We start from the raw sequence: 24,327 nt of genomic DNA on the forward strand, positions 1-24,327 counted from the left end.
AATTACAAGATTAATTATTTTTTGATTTTTTCTTGACATTTGATAGCTGGTCTTTTAGTTTTAATAGTATAAAATCTTATGAAACTTGTCAAAGGCACATGTGCCTTTGAAATATAATTTAGGATATTGTATTCTAATATTGAGAATATTCTTAATATTATATAGGAGGTTATTATGAGAATAAAAGTTGTTAGAATGAACAAAAGCAATAAGGGAGCTACTCCTTCTAACTGTGGAGTTCACAAAACTGGTTCAACTAATAAGTAGAAATACTTGCTTAGTAGGTATTTAGATACCTACTAAGCTTAGTATATTAATATTGTAAGAGGATATAATATTGATTTATAAAACAAAAGTTAATGATAATGTTTATATTTTCGATGGTTCAACATTTGAGTTATATAAAAATAAAATAGATGATACAAATGAAATAAGAAGAGACAATAAGTTTGTAAGAGCAGTACCAAGAAGATTAGAAAAATTAGATTTAATTATAACTACACAATGCAATGGTGAATGCCTATATTGTTATCAAAATAGAGAGTATTTTGGTCATACTAGTCCCTTAATGGATAAAACATCAGCGGATAGAATATTAGATTATTTAACTCTTAATTATGATAAAATAGCAAATGTTAATTTTTTTGGAGGAGAACCAATACTTAATTTTAAAATTATGAAATATTTAACAGAGAATCTTAGAGATGAACTTTCTGTTTCTAGCTTATCTATAACTTCAAACGCTACGTTGATTGATGATGAAATTATTGATTTTTTGGATAAATTCAATTTTAATATTATATTGAGTATAGATGGACCCGAAATTATAAATGATAAACTTAGAAAGAACTTAAAATATGACAAAATTTATGAAACAATAAAGCTATTATGTAAGGTTGGCTTAAAAAATAATCTCACTTTGAATTGCACATACACAAAATATCATGAAGATTTTTTTGATAAAAACTTGTTAATTGAATTTTTTGATAAACTAGGTATAGCATATCATATATCTGATGTCATTACGGAAGATCCTAATCTAAAACTAAATAAGATTCATGATAATGAAAATGTAAAATTAGATATAGAACACTCATTTGATAGAATAATTAATAATTCAAAGAATAAAGATATTATTTCATACACAAGAGATGTATTAGAAGCAATAATATATAATAGATCTTCAGAGTGGTTTTGTAATGATGTAATTGAAGGATATTCTGAAACATTTGATACTGATTCTAAAAGGCATCATTGTATCAGTCTTATAAAAGAAGATATTGATTTTAAAAAGATTAATAATGTCAATAGTAAGAATAATCCTGTATGTAATAACTGTTGGGCGAGGAATTTATGCTCTAAATGTATAGCACAGTATTATTTGGGGAATGAAAAAATGATTCAAAATATTAATGATTGTGAAAGAAAAAGATATTATGAGTATACAATAAAAACTCTTATGAGAATTTATGAGGTATCTGAAAAAAGATTCAATAAAATTTTTAGTAATTATATTTACTTTTGATAAAAGGAAAAAGTATGAGAGAGTATGTTTTTTTTAACAAAAATAAATTAAATGTTTTAGATATTCCAAGAATTTGCTTTAATTACGCATATTATGAGTCTTTATTTCTAGCCATTTTTAGCTTTATTAATGGAATAGTTCCCCTTGTTTCTTTAATGGCTATTTCTTCTTTTATTGATAGTGTAAGTAGTATATACTATGGTAATAGTTCTTATAGTTCTTTCTATTTTTCCTTGATATTGATAATTTTTTGCTTACTTTATTCTAGTATGTATTCTATTTTCATTGATAATTTGGATATTAGATTTAAAAATAGAATTAGTGAAAATCTAGGAGTTGATTTAATCGAAATTATAGCTTCGCTAAAGTATAAATATTTTGAAGATGGAGATTCTCTAGATTTACTTTCAAGAGTAAGCCATGAACCAGAGCTTAATTTATCAAAAGCATATATAGATTTACTCAAAGCAATTAGTTTGTTTATTAAAATTATTGGCATTATGGTAATTTTATTTGTTAAAATACCTATGGCTACAATAATTATTGGACTATTATCATTTCCTACCTTTATATTGGCTGATAAAGCTGGAAAAATTAACTATAAAGCTAATATTGAAAAGGAAATTTATCAAAGGCGAGTTACATATTTCACAAAACTTTTGAGAGGTCGATTTTTTGCTAATGAAAGAAATATTTTTAAGTTTTCAACTTATATTAATAATCAATGGTACAAGAATTATAATTTATCGAGGAAAATAAAGTTAAAGGCGCACATAAAATGGTTAATAGGTTCGGAAGTTACTGGACTACTAACTTCTTTTTTGATAACTTCTGTAATACTTATATTATTAAATACTTTAAAAGATGGTAAGATAGGATTAGGTTTATTTATTTCTGTCGTAAATAGTATCATATCGATGATTCCTGATTTATCTTGGCAGTTACCCGAATATGTAGAAAGTTTATCCAATTCAGTTAGTTATATAAACGATCTGTCTAAGCTATTTGATTTAGAAAAAGACTTTTCATATATTTCGTTACCTAGCAGTAATAATGTTAAGATAAAAAACATAGAATTTAAAAATGTTTCCTTTAAATATCCTAATACAAAAGACTATATAATTAGAAATTTAAGTTTAAGAATGGAAGGATCAAAGAGTTATGCCTTTGTTGGGAAAAATGGCAGTGGAAAGAGCACTATTATAAAGCTACTAACAGGAATGTATGATGATTATGTTGGAGAGATTCTAATAAATGGGGTCTCTATAAAAAATTATAAGGCAGATGAGATAAAATCTATGTTTTCAGTAGTATACCAAGATTATTCAAGATATGATATTAGTCTTAGAGAAAATATAGAAGTTGGAAATATAGAAAATATTAATGAAAGGTCGAATGAGCAAAGATTATTAGAAATTATCGAAAAACTTGAATTATCAGATTTAATATCGAGACTAAGTAGTGGTATAGATACCCCACTAGGAAAACTTGAACAAGATGGAGTAGATATTTCTGGAGGACAGTGGCAAAAACTCGCCATTGCGAGGTCACTTATTAATAACAGGCCTATAAGAATTCTTGATGAGCCAAGCTCGGCTTTAGACCCTTTCAGTGAGAAGGCTCTTTATGAGATTTTTAATAAGGAAAATAAAGATAAACTCACAATACTTATTAGCCATCGCCTAGCTTCCACTGTATTTTCAGATAAAATATTTGTACTTGACGGAGGAAAGCTAGTCGAAGAAGGAGATTTTAAATCTTTGCTTGGTAAGGATGGACTTTATCAAACGATGTTTAATAAACAGAAACAATGGTATAAAGATGAAAAATAAGAAAAAAATTAGAAGTATCCTATTGTCGTTTAAATTTGTAATAAAAGCCTGTCCTTTTTATTTTTTAATAATTTGTTGTGTTAATTTGCTATTGGCTTTTATACTAGCCTTTAATACTATAAAGCTAGATGAGTTTTTGAATAATATAGAATTATATATAGATGGAAATATTAAATACATATATGTTATTAGAAGTTTCTTTGGACTAATGTTAGCTATTGTGGCAAATCCCATAGTAAATAGCATTAACACAAGCTTATCAAGTGATTTCGAAGAAAGAGTTAATGGTCATATAGAAAAGAACTTCAATCAGAAATGTTCAAACTTAGATTCGATTTTTTTTGAATCTAGAGACAATCTTTTAAGCATGGAGAAGGCTTCACAAGGATTGTCTAGTATAGTTTCTTTGGTTACAGGTATTGTTCTGGGGATATTTACATACTTTCCTTACTTTATTAGCTTGACCATATATTTTTATAATATTAATCCGACCCTTATAGCAGTATTATTTGTATTTTTCATAGGTCCAGTTTTATCACAAATGTTTAAGAAAAAACTTTACCAAAGCTTAGAGGATAATATAAGTCCTCTCAGGAGAGAAAGTAATCATTACAAGGATTGTATGATTGGTAATATAAGAGTCAGAGAAACTAGAATGCTTGGAGCGTTTACTTTCTTTATGCAAAAATATAGAGCGAGCCTTTTGGCTTTGAATAAAAATATTTATTATACGCAAAAAAAATCTGCAAGAATTGAGACTATTTTTAAGCTTCCCTTAATATTATCAAATATCTTAAGTCTCATGTTACTGGTAGATTATTTAATTAAGGGGCTAATAACAATAGGCAACTTTGGAGCTATCATAGCATCTATAAATATGCTTATAATGATGGCTGAGGAATTTATATTCTATGTGATAGGTTCTGCTATAAAGCAAATTGCCTTCGTAGAAAACTTTATAGACTTTATGGAAAAGGAAATCATAATTAATAGACAGCTAATATTCAAGAAAGCTCCTGCAATTGAATTAGAAAATGTGTCATTTGCATATCCAGAAAGTAATAAAAATTCCCTTACGTATATTAATTTTAAAATAAAGGCAGGAGAAACAGTTGCGATTGTAGGAGAAAATGGATCAGGAAAGTCAACTCTTGCGAAAATCATATCAGGACTATACCAGCCGACAAGGGGTAGAATCATATACGATAATATAGATATTAAAGATTGTAATTTCGACATAGCATCCAATATTTCAATAGTCTTTCAAGACTTTTCAAGATATAAAATTAATTTAGAAGAAAATATAAGAATAAGTGATTATAACAAAAAGACATGCTTAGATGACCTTGTTACTCATCTTGAGTTTTCTAATTTAAGCCTGAATAAAAATATATTTCCAGATGGACTTGCTACAATGTTATCTAGACAATTCAATGGAGTAGAACTTTCAGGAGGTCAATGGCAAAAGCTTGCCATTGCACGAGCAAGTTTCAAGGACTCGAATCTGATAATCTTTGATGAACCTACTTCGGCTATTGATTCTATAGAAGAAGAAAAATTATTCAATAATTTTTTAGAATTATCTATTAGTAAAACTGCAATAATAATTAGCCATAAATTAGCAATGACTCGCTTTGTAGACAAAATAATAGTTATGAAGGATGGAAAAGTAGAAGAAATTGGAAATCATGATGAGCTAATTAAAAGAAACGGACTCTACAAAAAACTTTACTTGACACAAAGCGTGCCATATTTAAATAATTAATTTTAGAATATTGATTATTTGGATTAAGAAGTTGAGTATCGCTTAAAATCTTAATCGTACTATTAATTATGTTTTAGAGTAACGGATAATTTTTCATAATAAAGTAGGTGATTTTTTCGCTGTATATACAGAGATATTGTTTGCTCTAACTTTCTATACTTGGAATAGGGCCTTGCCTAATGAAAATATCCCACCATAATAACAAAAGTTTTAGTCTATAGATCTGGGCTTATGTCGCCTAGGTCTTTTTTTGATAAAACTTGCAAAAAATTATCTTCTTAGTATACTATTATTATGAGTTAGCAGTCGAAGTTCATGAGTGCTAACGCCTATCATTTCATATATAAAGAAAGGATCATACAATGAATTTAAAACCAATTGGAGATAGAATTGTTATAAAAAAAGCTGAAGCTGAAAAAACAACAGCAAGCGGCATAGTGCTTCCAGAAAGTGCTCAAGAAAAACCACAATACGCTGAAGTAGTAGCTATAAGCGCAGATATAGAAAATGACGAAAAGAAAAAAGCTTCTCTAAAGGTAGGGGATAAGGTTATTTATTCTCAATACGCAGGAACAGATGTAAAGCTAGAAGATAGCGAATATATAGTTGTCAAATATAATGACATTTTAGCAGTAGTAGAAGCTTAAGAAGGAGAGATATAAATGGCAAAAGATATTAAATTTGGAAAAGACGCAAGAGATGGTCTTGAAAGAGGTATTGATAAACTTGCAAATGCAGTAAGAGTAACTCTTGGACCAAAGGGAAGAAACGTAGTATTAGACAAGGCTTATGGTGCACCAACAATCACAAACGACGGTGTAACAATAGCAAATGATATAGAATTAGAAGATAGATTTGAAAACATGGGAGCTCAACTTGTAAAAGAAGTAGCAACCAAGACAAACGATGTAGCAGGTGATGGTACAACCACAGCCACAGTACTTGCCCATGCAATCATCAAAGAGGGCCTTAAAAACCTAGCAGCAGGAGCAAATCCAGTAGTTTTAAATAAGGGTCTTAAAAAAGCAACCGACATAGTAGTAGACTACATCAAAGAAAACTCAAAAGAAGTAGAAGATAAACAAGCTATAGAAAATGTCGGCACAATCTCATCACAAGATGAAAACATCGGTAAGCTAATAGCAGATGCCATGGAAAAAGTAGGCAACGATGGAGTAATCACAGTAGAAGAGTCAAAAACAACAGACACCTACCTGGATGTAGTAGAAGGAATGCAATTTGACAAGGGCTACCTATCACCATACATGGCCACAGACAATGAAAAGATGATAGCAGAGCTAGATGACCCATACATCCTTCTAACAGATAAGAAAATCTCAAACATCCAAGAAGTCCTACCACTCCTTGAACAAATCGTCCAAGAATCAAGACCACTACTAATCATCGCAGATGATGTAGACGGCGAAGCCCTCACAACATTAATCCTAAACAAACTAAGAGGAACCTTCAATGTAGTAGCAGTCAAAGCTCCAGGCTATGGTGACAGAAGAAAAGCCATGCTAGAAGATCTAGCAATCCTAACAGGATCAACAGTAATAAGCGAAGAGCTAGGAATGGACCTAAAAGAAGCCACAATCGACATGCTAGGCTCAGCTAAGAAAGTAAAAGTAGACAAAGACAACACAACCATAGTAGAAGGCAAGGGCGAAAAAGAAAAACTAGCTGAAAGAGTAGAAGTAATCAAAACTCAACAAGCAAGCGAAGAAAGCCAATACGAAAAAGAAAAACTAGCCGAAAGACTAGCCAAACTTGCAGGCGGAGTAGCAGTAATCAATGTTGGAGCAGCTACAGAAACAGAAATGCAAGAAAAGAAATACAGAATCGAAGATGCCCTATCAGCAACAAGAGCAGCAGTAGAAGAAGGAATCGTAGCAGGCGGTGGAGTAGTCCTAGTAGGAGCAATCGATAAGGTAGAAGCCTTAAGAGAAAGCCTAATAGGAGATGAAAAAACAGGAGCCCTAATCATAGAAAGAGCCCTAGAAGCCCCACTAAGACAAATAGTAGCAAACGCAGGCCTAGACGGATCAGTAATAGTAGAAAAAGTTAAAAACAGCGGCAAAGAAGAAGGCTACGACGCTTACAACAACGAATTCGTAAACATGTTCGAAGCAGGCATAGTAGAACCAACAAAAGTAACCAGATCAGCCCTACAAAACGCAGTAAGCGTAGCAGGAATGATACTCACAACAGAAGCCGCAGTAGCAGACATCCCAAAAGAAGAGCCAGCAATGCCAGCACCACAGATGCCTATGTATTAGACAAGGCCGTCCGCCTCATGGAGGACCCCCGCGGAGCGGTCGAGCGAAGCTCGAAACAAGCCCCCGCGGCTCGTGGAGCGGCCTCCATGGAATGGTCGAGCTTTAGCTCGAAACACGCCTGCCCGAATGTCGCTTCTACGAAGCTCTCCGTGCTCCCGCACTATCATTCGGCGTAAATATGCCAAATCAAGGCATATTTACGTGGCCCGTAGAGGGCCCGTGCAGACCACCTCGCAGCGAAGCGAGAGAGAAAGCGGCGCGCAGAGGACCCCCGCGGAGCGGTCGAGCGAAGCTCGAAAAGCCCCAAGCATTGAGTCAGAAACAAAACTTTAAGCAAAACCCAAAAATCAGGAGAAAAAACCTCCTGATTTTTTTATGAAAATAGCCCATAAGCAATATAAAAGCAAATAAGCTTTTATTTCCCAAGTAAAAATGATAAAATATAGGTAGATAAAAAATAAGGAGTAATTATGTTAGAAGCAAAAAATGACAATAAAGATAGAAACGATATAGATATAGCTGATAATACATCAGGAACAGTAGGCTTTGACCCAAAGACAGGAAAGGTTTACTATGTCGATGAACCAAAAAAAGCAGAGAAGACCGAGGCAGATTCTCTAGTTGAATTAGAAAATCTTTCAAACCAATTATCTGAAACTTCTGATAAGATTATGGATCTTTTAAAAGAAGCGGGCATAGAAGACCCTACAGACCTTGAAGCTATCAAAAAATTAGCTGAAATGGGAAATGAAGACTAAAGGCGATAGGGGACTTGCAATTGTTTGGCAGATGATAGATATCTATTACAAGGGCAACCCTAGTGAAAATTATGATAAGGATAAGTTAAAATCCTATGTCAAAAAAAGGCTAGAAGCCTGTCCCCATGGGGATGATAAACCCTTTTGCTCAACTTGCAAGATTCATTGTTATGATAAGGAACATAGAAAGCTTATAAAAAAGGTTATGAAATATGCAGGGCCTAGGATGATTTTTCTAAGACCAAAGGCCTTATTAGCCCACAAACTAGCAGAACTTAGATCTAAGAAATCGTAAGGAGAAGCCTAATGGATAAAATTGACAAGAAGTTTTTACAAAAATTAGAAGACAGGTTTAAGGCCAATATGCACAGACATAAACATATAAAATGGGACTTTGTTCAAAGTTCCCTAGCGACCAATGACAAGCTCTACGACGCAGTCCTAAAGATGGAAGAAACAGGTGGAGAACCTGACTTAATAGATTTAGAAGTCTTTAGGGGACTTGTCTATGTGGATATGTCAAAAGAAAGTCCAGAAAGCCGACGCAGCCTCTGCTATGACAAAAAGGCCAGGGAAGAAAGAAAGAATGATCCACCACTTTCATCAGCTGAGGAAGAAGCTGAAAAAATGGGCCTAAGACTTATAAAAGAAGATGAATACTATGCCATCCAAGCCATAGAAGATATTGATACAAAGACAAGCTCCTGGATCCAGACACCAGAAGAGATAAGAAACTTGGGAGGGGCCCTATTTTGTAGCAAAAAATACGACAGGACCTTTACCTACCATAACGGGGCAGATTCCTACTACCAAACAAGAGGATTTAGGGCTTGCGTAAAAATCTGATAAGGATAATTTGGGTCTTTTGCCTCTTAGCTCTTGCAGGATGTTCTGAAAAACCCCAGCCAGAAAAGGTGGAAGTAAGAGAAGAAAAACCAAGTTTTGAAGAAATAAAGTCCATAATCCTAGCTAAGCTTAATTCTCAAACCCTAATTAGGACCTATGGCGAAGACACTGGTCAAACAAAGGTGATTTTTGAAAATGATGGTCATTTTAGGGGAGATTATTTTGGAAAAATTGCCGCAGATGGCAAAGACTACGGCCTAACAGGAAGGGCTCAAATCTATTATCATGCAGAAGAAATCCACTCGTCAGAATTTCGTGGCAAAATTGACCTTACAAGTATGCTAGATGAATACCGCTACCAGGCAAAACTTCTCGATTACAAGATTACAAGCAAGGAAGGTGCTCATGATGATATCTACTACAATGTAGACTTCGCCCTAGGTCTAGATAAAGAAGATGACTACATCCTCTATAGGCCAGGTGCACCGATTAAAGATTTGGAAAAAGATGAAAGGCTTGTTGATCTAGCCAAAAAATCCAGCCAAGATGGGCAGAAGATAAGGGGTTTTATCCTCTATAACAAGACTAAGGGCGAGGTGTTTTTTCAAAGATATTAGCAAATTATATAAAAATATAAAAAGTCATAAAGATGTGTATTTTGACAAATTTATACAATATAATATAATAATAAGAAGCACATGAGCCCTAACTTTAGAATAAGGGAAAGGCTTGCAGGAGAGTTAAATGAACAAAAAAATAATAGTAAGTCTTTTAAGTCTAGGACTAATTATAGGGGTTAATAATCCTACATATATAGAAAAATCCTATGCGACAGAAGAGACAAATTTAGAAATTAAAGAAAAAGTTGATGTAATAAAGTCCTATATAGAAGATTACGAGCAAGTGATAGGGTCAATACCTTATAAGCTTGCGTCAGAAAAGGCACAAAATGCCTATAAAGAAGCTATTGATGGGGCAAAATCCTACCTAGATTCAAAAAATATTACCGCAAAGGTCTTAAAGGTCCATGAAAAGAATTTATTTGAAAGTCTAAACAAACTTTCAGATGATGCTGAAAATAATCTTAAAAATCTTAAAAGTTCTATAATTATATCTGAAAGACTAGTCGAAAATAACAAGGATACAAATATAGAAGATCCTAGTATTTTTGTGGAATTTAGAGATGATTTAGCAAAGGCAATGGAGATTTTAAAGGAAGAAAATCTTGAAAAAGCCACTGGTCAGGACCTAATCAAATTAAATGACAAGCTAGAAGCAAATTTCAAAGCTGTAAAGGAAAAGCTAGGAGATGATAAAGAATATCCTATGCCAACAGAAGATGACCTAGCAGCTCTTGATATAAGGATAAATCCAGAAGGCTACAGGGATAGCTTCTATACAGCTGTAATAGACTTTAAAGATGTATTAGATGATATGAAAGAGCTTTTATCAACAGATGAGGATTTTAAAGCCCAAGAAGCCTACAAAAAGGCTAAAGACGACCTAAAAGAAGCCTATGACAAGGCCTTTAAGGCACTTGCAGCCATAGACAAAGAAAAAGATAAGCTTGAAAATTCAAATGAAGACTATAACAAGGTCCTAGAAGCCACTAAGGCCCTAGCCAAGGTAAGACTTGATATAGATGGCAAAAGTCTAAATTTAAAGACAGTTAAATATCAAGATAGCAAGGAATCTGACCTTACAGACCTAGATAAGGCCCTTGCAAAGCTTAAGGAATACGTAGATGCTAAGCCTAGCATAGATTCATTGCTTGAAAAAGATGTCTTTAAAGAAGAATCTAAGCTAAAAGAAAAATATGGCCAAGAAATAGAAAAGGCTAAGGACTTATTAGCTAAAAAAGAGAAAAAAGAAGTTACTTTTGATGAAGCCAAAACATTAGCAGAAGACCTTAATAAAACTACAGATGAAATCCTTCAAAAAAGTCCAAAGCCAGAAGATTCAAGAACGACTGTCCTAGAAAATTCTATAAAAGAAGCAGAGAAGTTTAAAGAAAGCCTCACATATAAGCAAACATCTGACGAAGAGTCCAAAAAAGCCTTTGATAAGGCCCTAGAAAGCGCTAAAGATCTTCTAGAAAAAGAAAAGAAAGATAAGGCATCTGTCACAGACCAAGAAATAAAAAAAGCCTATGATGATATCTTAGCTGCAAAAGAAGCTATAGATAAGAAGGACTCAAACTTTACAAGTATTGACCAAGCCCTCGCTGAGCTTAAAAAACTTGTAGATGGCAAGGAAGACCTAAGGGCCAGCCAAAAATTTGTAAATGCGGAAAAACAGTCCCAAGAAGCCTACAATGAAGCCCTAAGAGATGCAGAATATCTCCTAGACAGGAAGGCAGCTGGGGAAGAGAAAACACTCGATGAAATCACCAAGGCCTACAATAAATTAAAAGATGCCATCAAAAAGCTTGACTATACAAGCATAGATAGGCTAAAAGAACTTGTAGCAGATGATGACAACTTCAGGGCACAAAAAGCCTATAAGGACATCGAAGCTGACTCAAGCAAGGCTGAAATCATCGAAAATTACAAGAAATTGATAAGCCAAGCCAAGGAGGAACTAGGCAAGGATAAGCCTTCAAAGGCTGAGCTTGCAAGGATAAGCAAGAGCCTTGAAGATTCAAGAAAAGAAATAGAAGGCAAGATATCAACTCTTGAAAGAAAGCTAAATAACGAGCTATATATAGCTGAAGTATTTGTAGAAACAAACTACTACCTAGATGCCAAAAAGGCAGATGCAGACCCAAACAAAAAGGCTGCAGCAGAAGAATATGACAAGCTAATAGCAAGGGCAAAAGCTTTAAAGATGGGCGCTAAATTTGACAGCGCAGAGGCTGCTGAAATCCTAGATTCAATAGTAAATACCAGGGACTTTTTATCAGGCAAAATCAGCTTAGAAAGATACCAAATCAATAAGTTCTACAAGCTTTTATCTATGATAAAAGAGAACAAAGACTATAAGGATATCAACCAGGCGACTAAACAAAGACTTGAAAAAGCCCTCAAATTAGCCAAGGATTCTATTGATCATCCAGATGATAAGGATAAGCAAGCAAAAGCTTTAGCAAGTTTAAAAGAAGTTATGAATGACCCAGCTATAGCAAACTTCATCAATAAGATGGCAGAAGATAAAAATCCTCTTGAAGAAAGGGATAAGATTCTAGCAGAACTTAACCAGCTGATAGAAGCAGATAAAAAGCTTAAGGAAGGCTCCTTTAAATATCAAAAGGCAAGGAAAATCCACAGAGATGCTTATGACAAGGCCCTAGAGGCAGCCAAAAAGCTCATAAAAGATACAAATCCAAACACAGAAGACCTCAAGAAAACTAGAGATGACCTAAAGAAGGCCATCGAAAACCTAGATGGGGACAAGTTTGAGGATTCAATCAAGGCCCTAGCCCAAGAATTTAAAGACAAGCAGATGAAAATAGCAGCTGATAAGAGACAGGCAATAGCTGATAAAATCAACAGTCTTAACCAACCAGGCAAGACTATGGATGACTATGACCTAGTCAAAAAAGAGCTAGAAGACCTCATAAATGCCAAGGTTGTAGTATCAACCACAACAGTCAGACAAAATCCTGACACAAATACAGTCACAAGACAAGTTTCCACAGTAACAAGCCCAGGCCATGCTGTAAAAACAGGTATAAGAGGAATGGCAAAGGTAGCAGGCGTCTTAGTAGTGGCTGGAGGAATATATATAGGTCTTAAAAAAAGTGGAGAAAAAAATAAGAAATAAAATTAAAAAAAATATTTGTTAAAAAGATATAAAGCATCGAAGATGGCTAAATAGTCACATTCGATGCTTTTAGTTTTATTGCAAAAAAATGTCTTTCTTAATATAAATTTAATAGGGGATTTTTTATAATAAAAAATATAAATCTATCAAGCATATATAATACATTATAAAGGAGACCCATATGAAAAGAAGAAATCTTGCAAAACTAGCCCTAATCACAGCCCTGTCGACAAGCGTATTTTTAGGCCACTTTAACGGAGCCCTAGCTGCTATAGACGATAGCAAAGCAGGCATCAAAAATGAAAAAAAAGAAGATGAAATCAAGAAACTAGAACAAGAAATCCAAGAAAAACAAAAAGAATTAGACGTTAAAACAAAAGAAAAGACACAATTAACAGAAGAAATATCAAAGCTTGAAAAGCAATTAAATGATATAAAAAGCAAATTAGATAAAGAAAGCAAGGCTGACCTAGATAAGCTAAATAAGCTAAAAGAAGAAAAGAAAAATAAGGAAAAGGCCCTAAAAGACCTTGAAGAAAATAAAAAAGCAGCTGAGCTTAAAAAAGAAGAACTTAAAAAGCAAATAGAAGATAATAAGAAAAAAATCTCTGAAATAAATTCTACTGACAAGAGCCAAGTAGAAAAAGAAATCCAAGAAGCAAATGAATCTAAGAAAACAGCAGAAAATGCTAAAGAAGAGTTAGGCAAGAAACTAGTTCAACAAGAAGAAGACCACAAAAAATTACAAGCAAAATACCAAAAGGAAAAGTCACTTAGTGATAGGTATGAAAAAGATATTAAAAAGCTTGAATCTGACTTAGCTAAAGAGCAAAAAGCCTTAGAAGAAATAGAGAAAGAAATAAGAGCTTTAGAAAAAGAAAATCTAGATAATACAGAAAATAAAATAGAACTAGATAAATCTAATAAAACTATAAAAGATACTGGTGATTTAATAGAAACTGCTAATAAAAAAATAAAGGAAAATGAAGCTAGAATAAGCGAGCTTAGGGCAGAATATCCTTCTTACAATCCAGAAAATGAGAAAAAAATTGAAGAACTAGGAAAAGAATATAATAGAATTCAAAATGAGATTACTAATAATGAAAATAAAATAAAAGACCTTAAGGCAAATATCAAAACTCAAGAATCAAACATAGAAAATGCTCAAAAAGAATATGATAAATATAAAGCAGACTTAGATAACTTAAAAGCAAGAATAGAAGATAAGATTAGAAATGTCCAAGACCTTGAATCTGCAAAAGCAATGGCAGAAGAAGATAAGAATCAAGACCAAGCCCAAAGGATTGAAGAAGATTTAAAAAATGCAAATGCAGAACTAGAAAATCTTAGAAAAGAGCAAAAAAATCTAGAAAACAAAGCTGACCAAGTTAATAAACAAATCGCTTATTACAGACAAAGTAAGGATGGTTTTGAGGCTAATATACAAAAAGTAAATGAAGATACTGACAAAAAAGATAAAGAACTTCAAAAGGTTGGTGGGCAATTAAGAGATCTTGAAGATCAAAGAGCTGAAACAAAACCAGAAGTTATAGAAGAGATTGATAAAAAAGAAAAAGAAAATGCGAGTTTGAAGAAAACTCTTGTTGGGCTAAATGATATATACAGAGGTGCTGTACAGCAAAAAGAAACATTCGAAAAGAAAATAAAGGAAAATGAAGAAAAAGCCCAAAGACTAGAAAAAATCAAAAAAGATAAGACTACAAAAGAAGATTCTATAAAAGAAATCACTGCAAAAATTACAGATCATAAAAATACAAAATCTAAAAATGATACAAAAGTAAGTGAATCTAAAGAAAAAGAAACTAAGGCTTATGAAGCAATAAAGCAAACAAAGGCTGACATCAAGGCTAAAGAAGCTGCTATCAAAGGCCATGATGAAAAAATAAATGAAAAAGAAAAACTTCTTAAAGAGATTCAAAATAAAGAAGCTAGTAAAAAACAATTAGAAGCTAAGAATGAAGGCTTAAATAAATCACTTAAAGAAACAGAAAATGAGCTTTCAAATATTGAGAACAAGAAGAAAAACCTTGATTCTGAGTCTGAAAAGCTAAATGAAAATATTAAGACACTTAAGGATAGCTTAGAAAAAAGAGTAGCTCCAGAAATGGCTAAAGACTACAAGGAAATAAAGGACAAACTTGATAAAAAGAAGATTTCCCTAAAACAAATTCTTGAAGAAATAAAAGAATCTGAAAAGAAATTGAATGAGAAAAAACTTGGCTTGGGAGTATTGAAGGAAAAAAGAAAACAAGAACAAGAGTCTGAAAAAGAAAATAAAAAACCAGAAAACGAAGGTAAGACTCCAGAAAAGGAGAAAAAGCCAGAAAACGAAGGCAAAGCTCCAGAAAAAGATAAAAAGCCAGAAAACGAAGGCAAGGCTCCAGAAAAGGAAAATAAAAAGCCAGAAAACAATCCTAAGACTCCAGAAAAAGAGAATAAAAGAGGTGAAAAAGATTTAAGTAAGGGACAAGGCAAAGATTTATATCCTCAAAGAGGAGAAGATATTTATAAGAAAGAAAGCCTAAGATTAAAATTAGAAAAATTAAAAGAAGCCTACAAAAAATCTATGAAGCTTTTAGCAAGGGTAGAAGAATATGTAAAGACCAAAAAGATGCCAGAAGCTAGGAGAAAAGAATTTGAAGTTTTAATAATAAGACAAAAACTCTTATTAGAAAAAGTTAGGATTCTTATAGAAAAAATGGAGGCTAGGAGCCTATAAATTAAAAAATGATGCCGCAGACTAAGATTCTGTGGCATCATTTTTTGATTTAAATAATTTTCCTACAAGCAAATCTTGGGAAAAGGGCTTTATTTCTCCCTTTCAATGACCAAGATATAGGGAGGATTCTTGGGCCTGTTGGTGTATGAAATTTCTAGGAAGGAGTAGGCCTTATTATCTAGGCCCTCTAGGTAGGTCTTCAGGCTTGCGCTTTCGACTTGGCCTGCCGGATGGCCTGGGTAGACTGTAATTATTATTCTAGATCCAATTTTTAGAAGACCAAGGGCCTTTTCTAGGCTCTCAATAGTTGTACTTGCCTTGGTACTTATAGACTTATCTGCCCCTGGCAAGTAGCCTAGATTATAGATTATGAGGTCTACGGGCTCTTTTATATACTTATCGATATGGGCGTGGCTATCTAAGATAAAAGAAAATCTAGGGTCAAGGCCCACCAAATCTTTTGTTTTTCTACAAGCTTCTTCTTGGATATCAAAGGCTATAAGCCTTTCTACATCGGTATTATCCAGGATAAATTTGCTATCCTTGCCTGTGCCTGCGGTCATATCGACTGCTATTTTTATGTCTTTCTTATCCCTTATAAGGTCCTTTACTATATCTACTATTCTTTTCGCCATTAGTAGGTCCCCATATTTTTGATATCTCTGCCATCAATTGACCTGAAAAAGTCGGCATGGCTTGGATTTCCCTTTCTGATGGGCATGCCCATCCTGTGCATTTCATTGAGTTTAAATATCATGAGGTTGACATTGACATCATACATGCTCGCTAGCTCGTTGTAGGTGTAGCCTTCTTTGACATCTTCTAATAGGCTTTTCTCATCAAGGAGGAGGTGGGCTGCAAAAATATTTGCCTCAAGCTCCATTTCATTATTTATGTCAAAGATTTGGTATTCTACCATGCCTTCCTTGGCATAGGTCTGGTGGTAGATGTCATGGCCTAGCTCATGGGCAAAGACCATGTTTAAAATCCTATAGTCTACATTTGGGTTGTAGAAGACAAAGCGAGAGTCTTTGATGATTTTGTACATGCCTAAAAGCTTGGTATCAGACTTAAAGGCTATGAGGTGGACTCCACGCTCTTTTAGGATTTCTTTTGGATTCCTGCTGTCATGTTTTTTGATTAGGTCAAGAGCATCCTCATAGATTTGATCATATGAGTAAGCCATTATTTTCTGCCATGTTTTTTGTTTTCTTGCCTGGCTATATAGTAGGCTTCTGAGATGGCATCTAGGATGGCTTTTTTGTCTTCTTCTGGGATTTCTCCCCCTGCCATTAGGCCTATTACCCCATCTACAAGCTCTCTTGCTTCCCTGCCAGCCTTTAGGCCGTAGTTTTCACGGGCTGTTAGGATAAAGTCTTCTTCGTCTGTGACTAGGTAGTCGTGGCTGGTGTCTAAGGCGGCAGCCAAGAGGTCGTAGGTCTTTCTATACCTAGGCTTTGATAGGCCAAGCTCATATCTTGAGATTGTCTTTAATGAGACATTTACTTGATCGGCTAGTTCTTGTTGGGTTAGTCTTTTATCTTCTCTTAGATTTTTTAATTTAGTCGCAAAACTCATATTCACTCTCTTTCTAGACTTTTAGAGTCTAATATTTTTATTTTTTTCTTGACAAGAGTCACTTATAGTCTTATAATTGTCTTAAGTCATTTATTGTCTTAACTATACATTTAAAGTCTAAGAAAATCAAGAGGAGTTTGATATGAAAAAAATTATCCTACATTCAGATATGAACGCTTGCTATGCATCTATCGAGGCTAAGCTTAACCCAGCCCTTAAGGGAAAGGCCATGGCTGTGGCTGGCAATCCTAAAAACAGAAATGGCATTATCCTAGCCAAAAGCCAAGAGGCCAAGGAGATGGGGGTTAAGACTGGCGAGCCTATTTGGCAAGCCCTTACTAAGTGTAGGGACCTAATCCTTGTCCCTCCCCAATATGACCAGTATCTTAAGCATTCAAAGATGGCCAAGAAGATTTATTATGATTACACCAACCAGGTCGAATCCTTTGGCCTTGATGAGTGTTTTATAGATGTGTCCGGCTCTACCAAGCTTTTTGGCTCAGGACTAGACATAGCAAGGGAAATTTCTAGGAGGATGAAGGAAGAAGTCGGCCTTACTGTAAGCATTGGAGTTTCTTTTTGCAAGATTTTTGCCAAGCTTGGATCAGACATGAAAAAGCCTGATGCCATCACAGTCATTGACCAGGACAATTGGAAAGACCTCGTTTGGCCGCTGGCTGTCGAGGAGATGGTCGGCATAGGTAGGGCCACCAAGGCTAAGCTTAATCGTATTGGAATTTACACCTTAGGAGACCTTGCCCATGCTCCTTTAAGTCTACTAAAAAACCTGCTTGGGGTAAATGGAGTTTATCTTTGGACTTATGCCAATGGCAGGGATACTCGTCCGGTTGTTGACATCAACCATAAGGACATCATAAAAACCATAGGCAACTCTTCCACCTGTAGGAGTGATTTGCTAAATAATGGAGAGGTTAAAAACGTCCTCCAGGAGCTTAGCTTTTCTGTATCAAGAAGGCTAAGGCAAGCAGGTCTTGAGGCTGGAGGGGTGGAAGTCTTTGTCAGAAATAAGGACCTGTTTTCTCAGACCTTTCAGAAAGAATTACCCCTAAACACCCAATCATCAATAATCCTAGCCCAAAAGGCATACAAACTTTTTATGGAAAAATACGACTGGGATATGCCAGTTAGGGCTGTAGGTATAAGGGCCATAAGACTTGATAAGGAAGGATCAGGTAGCCAATTAGATATGTTTTTAGACCACGAAAAATATTTTAAAAGCGAATCATGCGATAAGGCCCTTTATGAAATAAGGAAAAAATACGGCAAAGATGCCATAAGCTTCGCCGCCCTAAAAAGAGACATTAAACTTCCAAAAGAGTTGAATGAAATAATAACCTTGCCAGCTAGGCATTTTAATAGTTAGAAACTCGCCTCTCCGGCGCGTAGAGGAGCCCCGCGGAGCGGTTCGCAGCGAAGCGAGAAAGCCCGTCCGAATGCCGCTTCTTCGAAGCTCTCCGCGCTCCCGCGCTATCATTCGGCGATAACATGCCAAATCAAGGCATGTTATCGTGGCTCGTGGAGGACCCGTGCGGAGCACTCGAGCGAAGCGAGACAAGCCCCCGCGGCTCATGGAGCGGCCTCCGCGGAGCGGTTCGCAGCGAAGCGAGAAAGCCCGCCCGGCGCGTATCTATGCCTAACCCCATTTGTAAAGCAAATAGTTGGTAGGCTTGATGCAGTAGCTGAGGAGCCCCACGGAGCGGTTCGCAGCGAAGCGAGAAAGCCCGTCCGAATGTCGCTTCTTCGAAGCTCTCCATGCTACCGCACTATTATTCGGCATAAACAATTTGCCCTAGCGGCCGAGAGCGACCAAATCAAGGCATGTTTATGTGGCTCGTGGAGGACCCATGCAGACCACTCGAGCAAAGCGTGAAAAAAACTGACCTCTCGGGGCCAGTTTTTTTATGAGAAGGCATTTATAAAAAATGTAATAACTATTGGATTTGTGAGGTTAACCGCAATGGCAAGGACTATAGGGAAGATAAACATGGCCACATCTGCTGGGCCCTTTTCTTCGATTATAGCCTCCATATTGGCCATGGCATTTGGGGTTTGGCCAAGGCCTACACCGCAATGGCCTGCAACCATGACAGCTGCATCATAGTTCTTGCCTAGGATATTGAATGTAACTAGGCTTGTGTAGACAGCGATAAATATAGCTTGGGCAAGCATTATTATAACCATAGGGCCAGCTAGGCTTAGGATGGCGCTAAGGTTGAGGTTAATTAGGGCAAGGGATAAAAATAGGTTTAGGGAAATATTGCCCACGGTGTCTATATTTGTCATATTTATCGGTTTTTTTAGGATATCGTAGATATTTCTTACGATCAGTCCTCCAAATTGACAGCCCACATAATATGGGAAATTAAGGCCGGTTAGGGCAAGGGCTTTGTTTATAAAAGTCCCTAAAAGACCAGCAAGGCCGATTATAATTATGGCTTGGGTTAAGGATTCTTGATTGATAAGAGCGGATATTTTCTTATTATCAAGACCTGACTGGGATCCCTTTGTCTTTAGGTCGTACTTATTAATAAGTCTTTTGGCTGTAGGGCCACCCACAAGAGATCCTGCTAAAAGGCCAAAGGTAGCAGCAGCAACTCCAATTGATGTAGACCCACTAGCTCCCAAATCTTCCATGATTTTGCCAAAGCTTATGGCAGAGCCGATGCCTCCTGTCATTGATGTTGACCCCATGGCTATGCCGTGAAGGGGATTTATACCAAGGACTTTAGAAAGGGCGACACCTATAATATTTTGGAGGGGAAGGAGGATAATTATAGCCAGGGCCAGCCTTAGGCCAAGGGATCCAGATTTTTTAAGCATGGCAAAGGATGCTGAAAGACCGATGGCTGTGAAAAATATATTCATAAAGAAGTCTTGGAGGATCTTGTCAAATTCAAAATAGGCAAGGCCAGCCTGACCTAAGATAAAAACTCCAAGGCTAATAATTAGACCACCGATAACAGGTGCCGGTATAAAAAAAGTCCTAAGCCATGAAATTTTTTTCTTAAGGCCCATGCCGATAATAAGGGCTATAATAGCAAGTCCCAGACTTTGTAAGATATCTAATTTAATATTCATAATAACTCCATTCTTAAATTATTAAGGATATTATCCTTTTATTTCTCAAAGTATCAATATTTTCTACTCATCTTATATATTAATTTTAATTTAAAATTAAATTAAGCAAAATTCCAATAAAAAAGCCCCTCCTCCTTGCAATCATATGGTCCTTTATAATATAATTAGATAATAGGAGAAGTGTATGAAAATTTTATTTTACTTAGCAGGATTTGCCTTATTTTATGCCATGATAGGCTATCCGCTTACCCTTTTGATTTTAGATAAGCTTATCAAAAGGGAAAATGAACAAGATTATTCTATAAAACCCAGCGTATCGGTGATTATTTCTGCCTACAACGAAGAGGATGTTATAGAAAAAAAGCTTGAAAATATAATTCAAACCGACTATCCATCTTATGAGGTAATTATTGCCAATGACTCATCTACAGATAGGACAGTTGAGCTTTGTGAGAAATTTATTAAAGAAAACCCTGACTATGATATCAGGGTAAATACAGTCAAAAACCACCTGGGCAAGACCAATGCTCAAAATGAGGCGGTAGAAGTGGCAAAGGGCGAGATTATTGTATTTTCTGATGCCAATTCTATGTTTAAGCCAGATGCCATAAGCGAGCTTGTGTCATATTTTGTAGATGATGATATAGAATATGTGTGCGGGTCTTTGATTTATCATGAAGATGATGAAATCTCATCGGTTGTAGCAGAAAACACCTATTGGAATTTTGAGCTTAAGATGAGAAAGATTGAATCTAATATAAAGACCATAACCAATGGTAACGGGGCAATTTATGCTGTAAGAAAAAAGGACTACAGGCACATTGACCTAGTTAATAGCCACGACTACGAGCTTCCTTTATACGCAGCCCTAAACCACAAGAGGGCCCTTTATAATCCAAAGGCTGTGGCCTTTGAAAAGGCAGGCCAGACTACAGCAGATGAATTTAAGAGAAAGGTCAGGATGCAAAGAAGAATCCTTACCAACATATTTACCAACCTTAAGAGGCTAAATATATTTGAGTATGGGTGGTTTTCATTTTTTACCTTCAACCACAAGACCCTAAGGTATTTACAGGCCTTCTTTCATATAGTCTTGCTAGTCACTAACTTCTTCCTCCTAGGAGAAGGAGTCTTTTACGGGTCATTTTTCATGATGCAAATATTCTTCTATGCCCTAGCGATAATTGGCCAATTATCAGGGGCTAAGAGCAAAATATTCTATTTCCCAAGATATTATTGTGCCATGATGCTTGCCCAATTGATAGGCGGCTATAGGGAGCTAAGAGGCTATTCTAAGCCAACTTGGGAAAAGGCGGAGACAACTAGAAAATAATGAGAGTTGAAGTTTTAATCTCTGCTATGAATGTAGAGAGTATAGATTTTTATAAGAAATTTAACTTAGAATGTGATGCCCTAATTATAAATCAGACAGATCACAACGCCTACGAAGAAAAAATAACAGATGATTTTAAGGTGAGGATGATATCGACAGATACAAGAGGCCTTGCCAGGAGTAGAAATCTTGGCCTACTTAATTCAAAGGCTGATATAATTATCTTTGCTGATGATGATGAGGTCTTTGAAGAAGGCTACCTAGCTAAGGTTAGGGATGCTTTCATTTCCTATCCTGATGTTGATTTTTTTGTCTTTAAGACAATTATTTATCAGGATGGTAAGGAGATAATCAAGGTTAAGGAAAATAAAAAGCTTGGCTTTTATAATTGCCTGACCTATGGGTCAGTTCACTTTGCCTTTGATAGGAAGGCTGTGTCTAGGAAAAATATTTATCTAAATACAAATTTTGGAGCAGGAACAGAAAATGGATCTGGTGAAGATTCGATATTTATCCTAGATTGCATAAGAAGTGGTCTAAAGGCAAGGACAAGCACAGACCTTATAGCCAGGGTCTACAACGATGGGTCGACTTGGTTTAACGGCTTTGATGAGAAGTTTTTCCTTGACAAGGGAAAGCTTGCAAGAGCTCTATTTCCCAAAGCCTACAGGCTATATATAGAACAATTTATAATAAGACATCCTGAGATGTTAAGGAAAGTAAATAAAAGCGCTGCCCGCAGGCTCATGCTTGAGGGTGCAAGCCAATATGGAGGAGAAGATGGAAAATAAAAAATCGATGTTTCAAGCTACTCTGTCATCAATTATAGCAGGAATAATTGTGGCAATGCTTGTATATTTTGGCCTAAACTTTGCAGGTTTTAAGGAATATAGGGCAAGCGCTAAGCTTGTAACTACATCTGTAGAAAACCTAAATGATACAAATTCTGCAGGAGAATTTGCAGGAGTAATTAATTCTAATGCAATAAAACAAAGGACTTTGGACAATTTGAAGATAGGCTGGCCTTTATCAAAACTTGATAGCAGGATTAATATCAAGGCCCTTGATAATTCGGCTGTGATTGATATTTCAGTAAAAGATACCAACAAGCTAAGGGCAGAAGACTTGGCAGATGAATATGCAGATCTTTCAGCAACTGTAATTAACAACATCTACAATACAGGGGCAAGTGTAATGGAATACTCTTATGGAAATGCCAAGGCTGTTGATAATACATTATTCTACGCAGCTATAGCAGGTGGTCTTGGATTTTTACTTTACCTCTTAGGATCATTTGTATCAGTAAAAAGATATAATTCCAAACTAAAAGATAAGCAAGGAAATAAGCAAACAAAAGAAAAGAAGAAAAAAGAAAAAAGAGTCAAAAAACAAGTAGAAAAAAATAAAAAAGAGATTGAAAAACAAGAGGCTGAAGAAATAATCGAAAAAGAAGAACCTAAAGAAGAAATAAAAGAAGAAGTCAAAGAAGATATCAAGGAAGAGGCCTTCACCCAACCAATCGAAAAAGTAGAAGAGATAGAAGAAAACCTTGGAGAAACTAGGAAAATCGATAGATCTGCTATAGATATGGCTAGAGAAGCTGTCGATGCAGCAGAAGAAGAGGAAGAAGAAATAATCCTTGACCCAGCTCTAAAAAAAGAAGTAAGCAAAAGCTCAAGCAAGCTAGAAATCCTAGGCAAGCTTCCTAAGTATAAGAAGGGAGATTTAGATGTTTAGAAGAAAAAAAGTAGATGAGAGAAAAGAAATCATCCTCCAAGCCTTTTACAATCTAGAAGATAAAATAACAAGCAAGCTTGATCCAGCAGATGCCATAGTAGCTTTCACTGCAACAGATGATAGGACAAATAAAATAGAATCAATCCTAGTCATGGGAGAACACCTAGCTGAAGAAAACGAAAGAATCCTAATAATCGATGCCAACCTAAGGGCTGATGAGCTAGAGGAAATCAAAGGCTACTACAACAAGAGAGGCTTTGTAGATTGCCTTTTAGGAGACTTTGCCCTCGATGAAGTCGTAGTAAAGGATAATGACAACCTCCACCTACTAATGGCAGGCAGGGTAGCTGACTATGAAGATATGTATCTAGAGCCAGCAGCTATTAGGAATTTCTTTGATGAAGCTATGGTAAAATACGACTATATATTTGTAAATACCAAGGAAAACATAGGAATAGCTGAAGCCAATGTATTTTGTGGGCTTGCTGATAAGACAGTAATCCTAACAAATGAAGAAGCAATAAGGACCTATCTTCTAGAAGAATCAGTTGACCAATTAGAAAATTCAGGAGCCAAAATCCTAGGCGTAGTAATAACCAATTATGAATATGACAAGAATGAATTAGACGACTTATTTGGAGGCAATTAATGAAAAAACTAAAAATACTCTTAGCTTTAGGGCTTGTAATTTTGCTAAGTTCATGCCAGGATGATTCTTATGTATCAGTAAGACATCCAAAAGGTGAAGAAAATCAAGTTGTAGAAAAAACAAGTCCAGAAGAAAAAAATAAAGAAGAAACCGACCTAGGAAAAGAAGTAGAAGATGAAAAAAACCTAAGCTCAGACTTAGAAGAGGGCGTAGAAATCATGGTTAAAGACACAGTCAACATGAGACTTGCCCCATCAGAAAACTCAGCAGTAGTAGCTGAAGTAGGACCAGATGATGAAATCCTAAATCTAGGTGAAACTGAAGGTTGGACAAGAGTAACAGTAAATGGCAAAACAGGTTATATAAGAAATGACCTACTCATCAAAAAATAAATAATAAAAAAGGGTACTGGTGCAAAATATTA

21 protein-coding genes are annotated in these 24,327 nt (G+C 35.4%); 17 read left to right on the top strand and 4 right to left on the bottom strand.

The features are described from left to right. Positions 1 to 337 precede the first annotated feature (337 nt). The 11 genes from RRB46_RS07270 to RRB46_RS07320 all read left to right on the top strand — a co-directional run bounded on the left by RRB46_RS07270 (position 338) and on the right by RRB46_RS07320 (position 15,507). Positions 338 to 1,525: a radical SAM protein gene (locus RRB46_RS07270; protein WP_311538028.1), complete on the top strand. Its 1,188-nt coding sequence runs from the start codon at positions 338 to 340 to the stop codon at positions 1,523 to 1,525. A 14-nt stretch (positions 1,526 to 1,539) separates the two neighbouring features. Continuing rightward, complete coding sequence (locus RRB46_RS07275) at positions 1,540 to 3,357, top strand: ABC transporter ATP-binding protein (protein ID WP_311538029.1); 1,818 nt, start codon at positions 1,540 to 1,542, stop codon at positions 3,355 to 3,357. Between the two features lie 136 nt (positions 3,358 to 3,493). After that, positions 3,494 to 5,122 (top strand): ABC transporter ATP-binding protein, encoded by a 1,629-nt coding sequence (locus RRB46_RS07280; protein WP_297689987.1) that lies wholly within the window; start codon positions 3,494 to 3,496, stop codon positions 5,120 to 5,122. A 362-nt stretch (positions 5,123 to 5,484) separates the two neighbouring features. Beyond that, positions 5,485 to 5,769 carry a co-chaperone GroES gene (gene groES, locus RRB46_RS07285; protein WP_296126132.1) on the top strand — a complete coding sequence of 95 codons (285 nt, stop codon included), beginning with the start codon at positions 5,485 to 5,487 and terminating at the stop codon, positions 5,767 to 5,769. 15 nt (positions 5,770 to 5,784) lie between these two features. After that, positions 5,785 to 7,401, top strand: a complete 1,617-nt coding sequence (gene groL, locus RRB46_RS07290) for a chaperonin GroEL (protein WP_296126134.1) — start codon at positions 5,785 to 5,787, stop codon at positions 7,399 to 7,401. 470 nt (positions 7,402 to 7,871) lie between these two features. Next, complete coding sequence (locus RRB46_RS07295; RefSeq protein ID WP_296126136.1) at positions 7,872 to 8,159, top strand: hypothetical protein; 288 nt, start codon at positions 7,872 to 7,874, stop codon at positions 8,157 to 8,159. Continuing rightward, positions 8,149 to 8,454: a nitrous oxide-stimulated promoter family protein gene (locus RRB46_RS07300; RefSeq protein WP_296126139.1), complete on the top strand. Its 306-nt coding sequence runs from the start codon at positions 8,149 to 8,151 to the stop codon at positions 8,452 to 8,454. The genes RRB46_RS07295 and RRB46_RS07300 overlap by 11 nt, the downstream gene beginning before the upstream one ends. A gap of 11 nt (positions 8,455 to 8,465) precedes the next feature. After that, positions 8,466 to 9,005, top strand: a complete 540-nt coding sequence (locus RRB46_RS07305) for a DUF4256 domain-containing protein (protein WP_296126142.1) — start codon at positions 8,466 to 8,468, stop codon at positions 9,003 to 9,005. Next, positions 8,990 to 9,622, top strand: a complete 633-nt coding sequence (locus tag RRB46_RS07310) for a hypothetical protein (protein WP_311538030.1) — start codon at positions 8,990 to 8,992, stop codon at positions 9,620 to 9,622. The genes RRB46_RS07305 and RRB46_RS07310 overlap by 16 nt, the downstream gene beginning before the upstream one ends. Before the next feature lie 127 nt (positions 9,623 to 9,749). Further along, positions 9,750 to 12,767, top strand: a complete 3,018-nt coding sequence (locus RRB46_RS07315) for a hypothetical protein (protein WP_311538031.1) — start codon at positions 9,750 to 9,752, stop codon at positions 12,765 to 12,767. A gap of 181 nt (positions 12,768 to 12,948) precedes the next feature. Continuing rightward, on the top strand, positions 12,949 to 15,507 hold the full coding sequence (locus tag RRB46_RS07320; protein ID WP_311538032.1) for a hypothetical protein: 2,559 nt from the start codon (positions 12,949 to 12,951) through the stop codon (positions 15,505 to 15,507). An 89-nt stretch (positions 15,508 to 15,596) separates the two neighbouring features. Here RRB46_RS07320 and RRB46_RS07325 read toward each other — a convergent pair whose 3' ends face one another. Genes RRB46_RS07325 through RRB46_RS07335 form a run of 3 tightly spaced genes read right to left on the bottom strand, consistent with a single transcriptional unit; the run spans position 15,597 to position 17,085 of the window. After that, the gene (locus tag RRB46_RS07325; protein ID WP_311538033.1) at positions 15,597 to 16,142 is read right to left on the bottom strand and encodes a class I SAM-dependent methyltransferase; all 546 of its coding nucleotides are present in this window, start codon (positions 16,140 to 16,142) and stop codon (positions 15,597 to 15,599) included. Then, the gene (locus RRB46_RS07330; RefSeq protein WP_311538034.1) at positions 16,142 to 16,693 is read right to left on the bottom strand and encodes an ImmA/IrrE family metallo-endopeptidase; all 552 of its coding nucleotides are present in this window, start codon (positions 16,691 to 16,693) and stop codon (positions 16,142 to 16,144) included. The genes RRB46_RS07325 and RRB46_RS07330 overlap by 1 nt, the downstream gene beginning before the upstream one ends. Then, entirely contained in the window at positions 16,693 to 17,085 is a 393-nt protein-coding gene (locus RRB46_RS07335) for a helix-turn-helix domain-containing protein (RefSeq protein ID WP_296126160.1), read from the bottom strand. The genes RRB46_RS07330 and RRB46_RS07335 overlap by 1 nt, the downstream gene beginning before the upstream one ends. Before the next feature lie 142 nt (positions 17,086 to 17,227). Here RRB46_RS07335 and dinB point away from each other — a divergent pair, with 142 nt between their 5' ends. Continuing rightward, complete coding sequence (gene dinB, locus RRB46_RS07340) at positions 17,228 to 18,469, top strand: DNA polymerase IV (protein ID WP_311538035.1); 1,242 nt, start codon at positions 17,228 to 17,230, stop codon at positions 18,467 to 18,469. 536 nt (positions 18,470 to 19,005) lie between these two features. On the opposite strand, the gene gltS is transcribed toward dinB, so the two are convergent. Continuing rightward, entirely contained in the window at positions 19,006 to 20,184 is a 1,179-nt protein-coding gene (gene gltS / locus RRB46_RS07345) for a sodium/glutamate symporter (RefSeq protein WP_311538036.1), read from the bottom strand. 184 nt (positions 20,185 to 20,368) lie between these two features. Between gltS and RRB46_RS07350 the strand changes: the two genes are divergently transcribed. Genes RRB46_RS07350 through RRB46_RS07370 form a run of 5 tightly spaced genes read left to right on the top strand, consistent with a single transcriptional unit; the run spans position 20,369 to position 24,295 of the window. Then, positions 20,369 to 21,517 carry a glycosyltransferase family 2 protein gene (locus tag RRB46_RS07350; protein WP_311538037.1) on the top strand — a complete coding sequence of 383 codons (1,149 nt, stop codon included), beginning with the start codon at positions 20,369 to 20,371 and terminating at the stop codon, positions 21,515 to 21,517. After that, entirely contained in the window at positions 21,517 to 22,308 is a 792-nt protein-coding gene (locus tag RRB46_RS07355) for a glycosyltransferase (RefSeq protein ID WP_311538038.1), read from the top strand. Before RRB46_RS07350 ends, RRB46_RS07355 begins: the two co-directional genes overlap by 1 nt. Next, complete coding sequence (locus tag RRB46_RS07360) at positions 22,298 to 23,254, top strand: hypothetical protein (RefSeq protein WP_311538039.1); 957 nt, start codon at positions 22,298 to 22,300, stop codon at positions 23,252 to 23,254. The genes RRB46_RS07355 and RRB46_RS07360 overlap by 11 nt, the downstream gene beginning before the upstream one ends. Then, the gene (locus tag RRB46_RS07365) at positions 23,247 to 23,903 is read left to right on the top strand and encodes a protein tyrosine kinase (RefSeq protein ID WP_311538040.1); all 657 of its coding nucleotides are present in this window, start codon (positions 23,247 to 23,249) and stop codon (positions 23,901 to 23,903) included. Before RRB46_RS07360 ends, RRB46_RS07365 begins: the two co-directional genes overlap by 8 nt. Further along, positions 23,903 to 24,295, top strand: coding sequence for an SH3 domain-containing protein (locus RRB46_RS07370; RefSeq protein WP_311538041.1), 393 nt, complete (start codon positions 23,903 to 23,905; stop codon positions 24,293 to 24,295). The genes RRB46_RS07365 and RRB46_RS07370 overlap by 1 nt, the downstream gene beginning before the upstream one ends. The last annotated feature ends 32 nt before the right edge of the window (positions 24,296 to 24,327 follow it).

Source organism: uncultured Anaerococcus sp. (genome assembly GCF_963512375.1).
Taxonomy (GTDB): Bacteria; Bacillota; Clostridia; order Tissierellales; family Peptoniphilaceae; genus Anaerococcus.

Bases quoted from the DNA above. Each gene is read 5' to 3' on its own strand.
- RRB46_RS07275 (WP_311538029.1), top strand. From the start codon at position 1,540: ATGAGAGAGTATGTTTTTTTTAACAAAAATAAATTAAATGTTTTAGAT.
- groES (WP_296126132.1), top strand. From the start codon at position 5,485: ATGAATTTAAAACCAATTGGAGATAGAATTGTTATAAAAAAAGCTGAA.
- groL (WP_296126134.1), top strand. From the start codon at position 5,785: ATGGCAAAAGATATTAAATTTGGAAAAGACGCAAGAGATGGTCTTGAA.
- RRB46_RS07295 (WP_296126136.1), top strand. From the start codon at position 7,872: ATGTTAGAAGCAAAAAATGACAATAAAGATAGAAACGATATAGATATA.
- RRB46_RS07300 (WP_296126139.1), top strand. From the start codon at position 8,149: ATGAAGACTAAAGGCGATAGGGGACTTGCAATTGTTTGGCAGATGATA.
- RRB46_RS07305 (WP_296126142.1), top strand. From the start codon at position 8,466: ATGGATAAAATTGACAAGAAGTTTTTACAAAAATTAGAAGACAGGTTT.
- RRB46_RS07315 (WP_311538031.1), top strand. From the start codon at position 9,750: ATGAACAAAAAAATAATAGTAAGTCTTTTAAGTCTAGGACTAATTATA.
- RRB46_RS07320 (WP_311538032.1), top strand. From the start codon at position 12,949: ATGAAAAGAAGAAATCTTGCAAAACTAGCCCTAATCACAGCCCTGTCG.
- RRB46_RS07325 (WP_311538033.1), bottom strand. From the start codon at position 16,142: ATGGCGAAAAGAATAGTAGATATAGTAAAGGACCTTATAAGGGATAAG.
- RRB46_RS07330 (WP_311538034.1), bottom strand. From the start codon at position 16,693: ATGGCTTACTCATATGATCAAATCTATGAGGATGCTCTTGACCTAATC.
- RRB46_RS07335 (WP_296126160.1), bottom strand. From the start codon at position 17,085: ATGAGTTTTGCGACTAAATTAAAAAATCTAAGAGAAGATAAAAGACTA.
- dinB (WP_311538035.1), top strand. From the start codon at position 17,228: ATGAAAAAAATTATCCTACATTCAGATATGAACGCTTGCTATGCATCT.
- gltS (WP_311538036.1), bottom strand. From the start codon at position 20,184: ATGAATATTAAATTAGATATCTTACAAAGTCTGGGACTTGCTATTATA.
- RRB46_RS07350 (WP_311538037.1), top strand. From the start codon at position 20,369: ATGAAAATTTTATTTTACTTAGCAGGATTTGCCTTATTTTATGCCATG.
- RRB46_RS07355 (WP_311538038.1), top strand. From the start codon at position 21,517: ATGAGAGTTGAAGTTTTAATCTCTGCTATGAATGTAGAGAGTATAGAT.
- RRB46_RS07360 (WP_311538039.1), top strand. From the start codon at position 22,298: ATGGAAAATAAAAAATCGATGTTTCAAGCTACTCTGTCATCAATTATA.
- RRB46_RS07365 (WP_311538040.1), top strand. From the start codon at position 23,247: ATGTTTAGAAGAAAAAAAGTAGATGAGAGAAAAGAAATCATCCTCCAA.
- RRB46_RS07370 (WP_311538041.1), top strand. From the start codon at position 23,903: ATGAAAAAACTAAAAATACTCTTAGCTTTAGGGCTTGTAATTTTGCTA.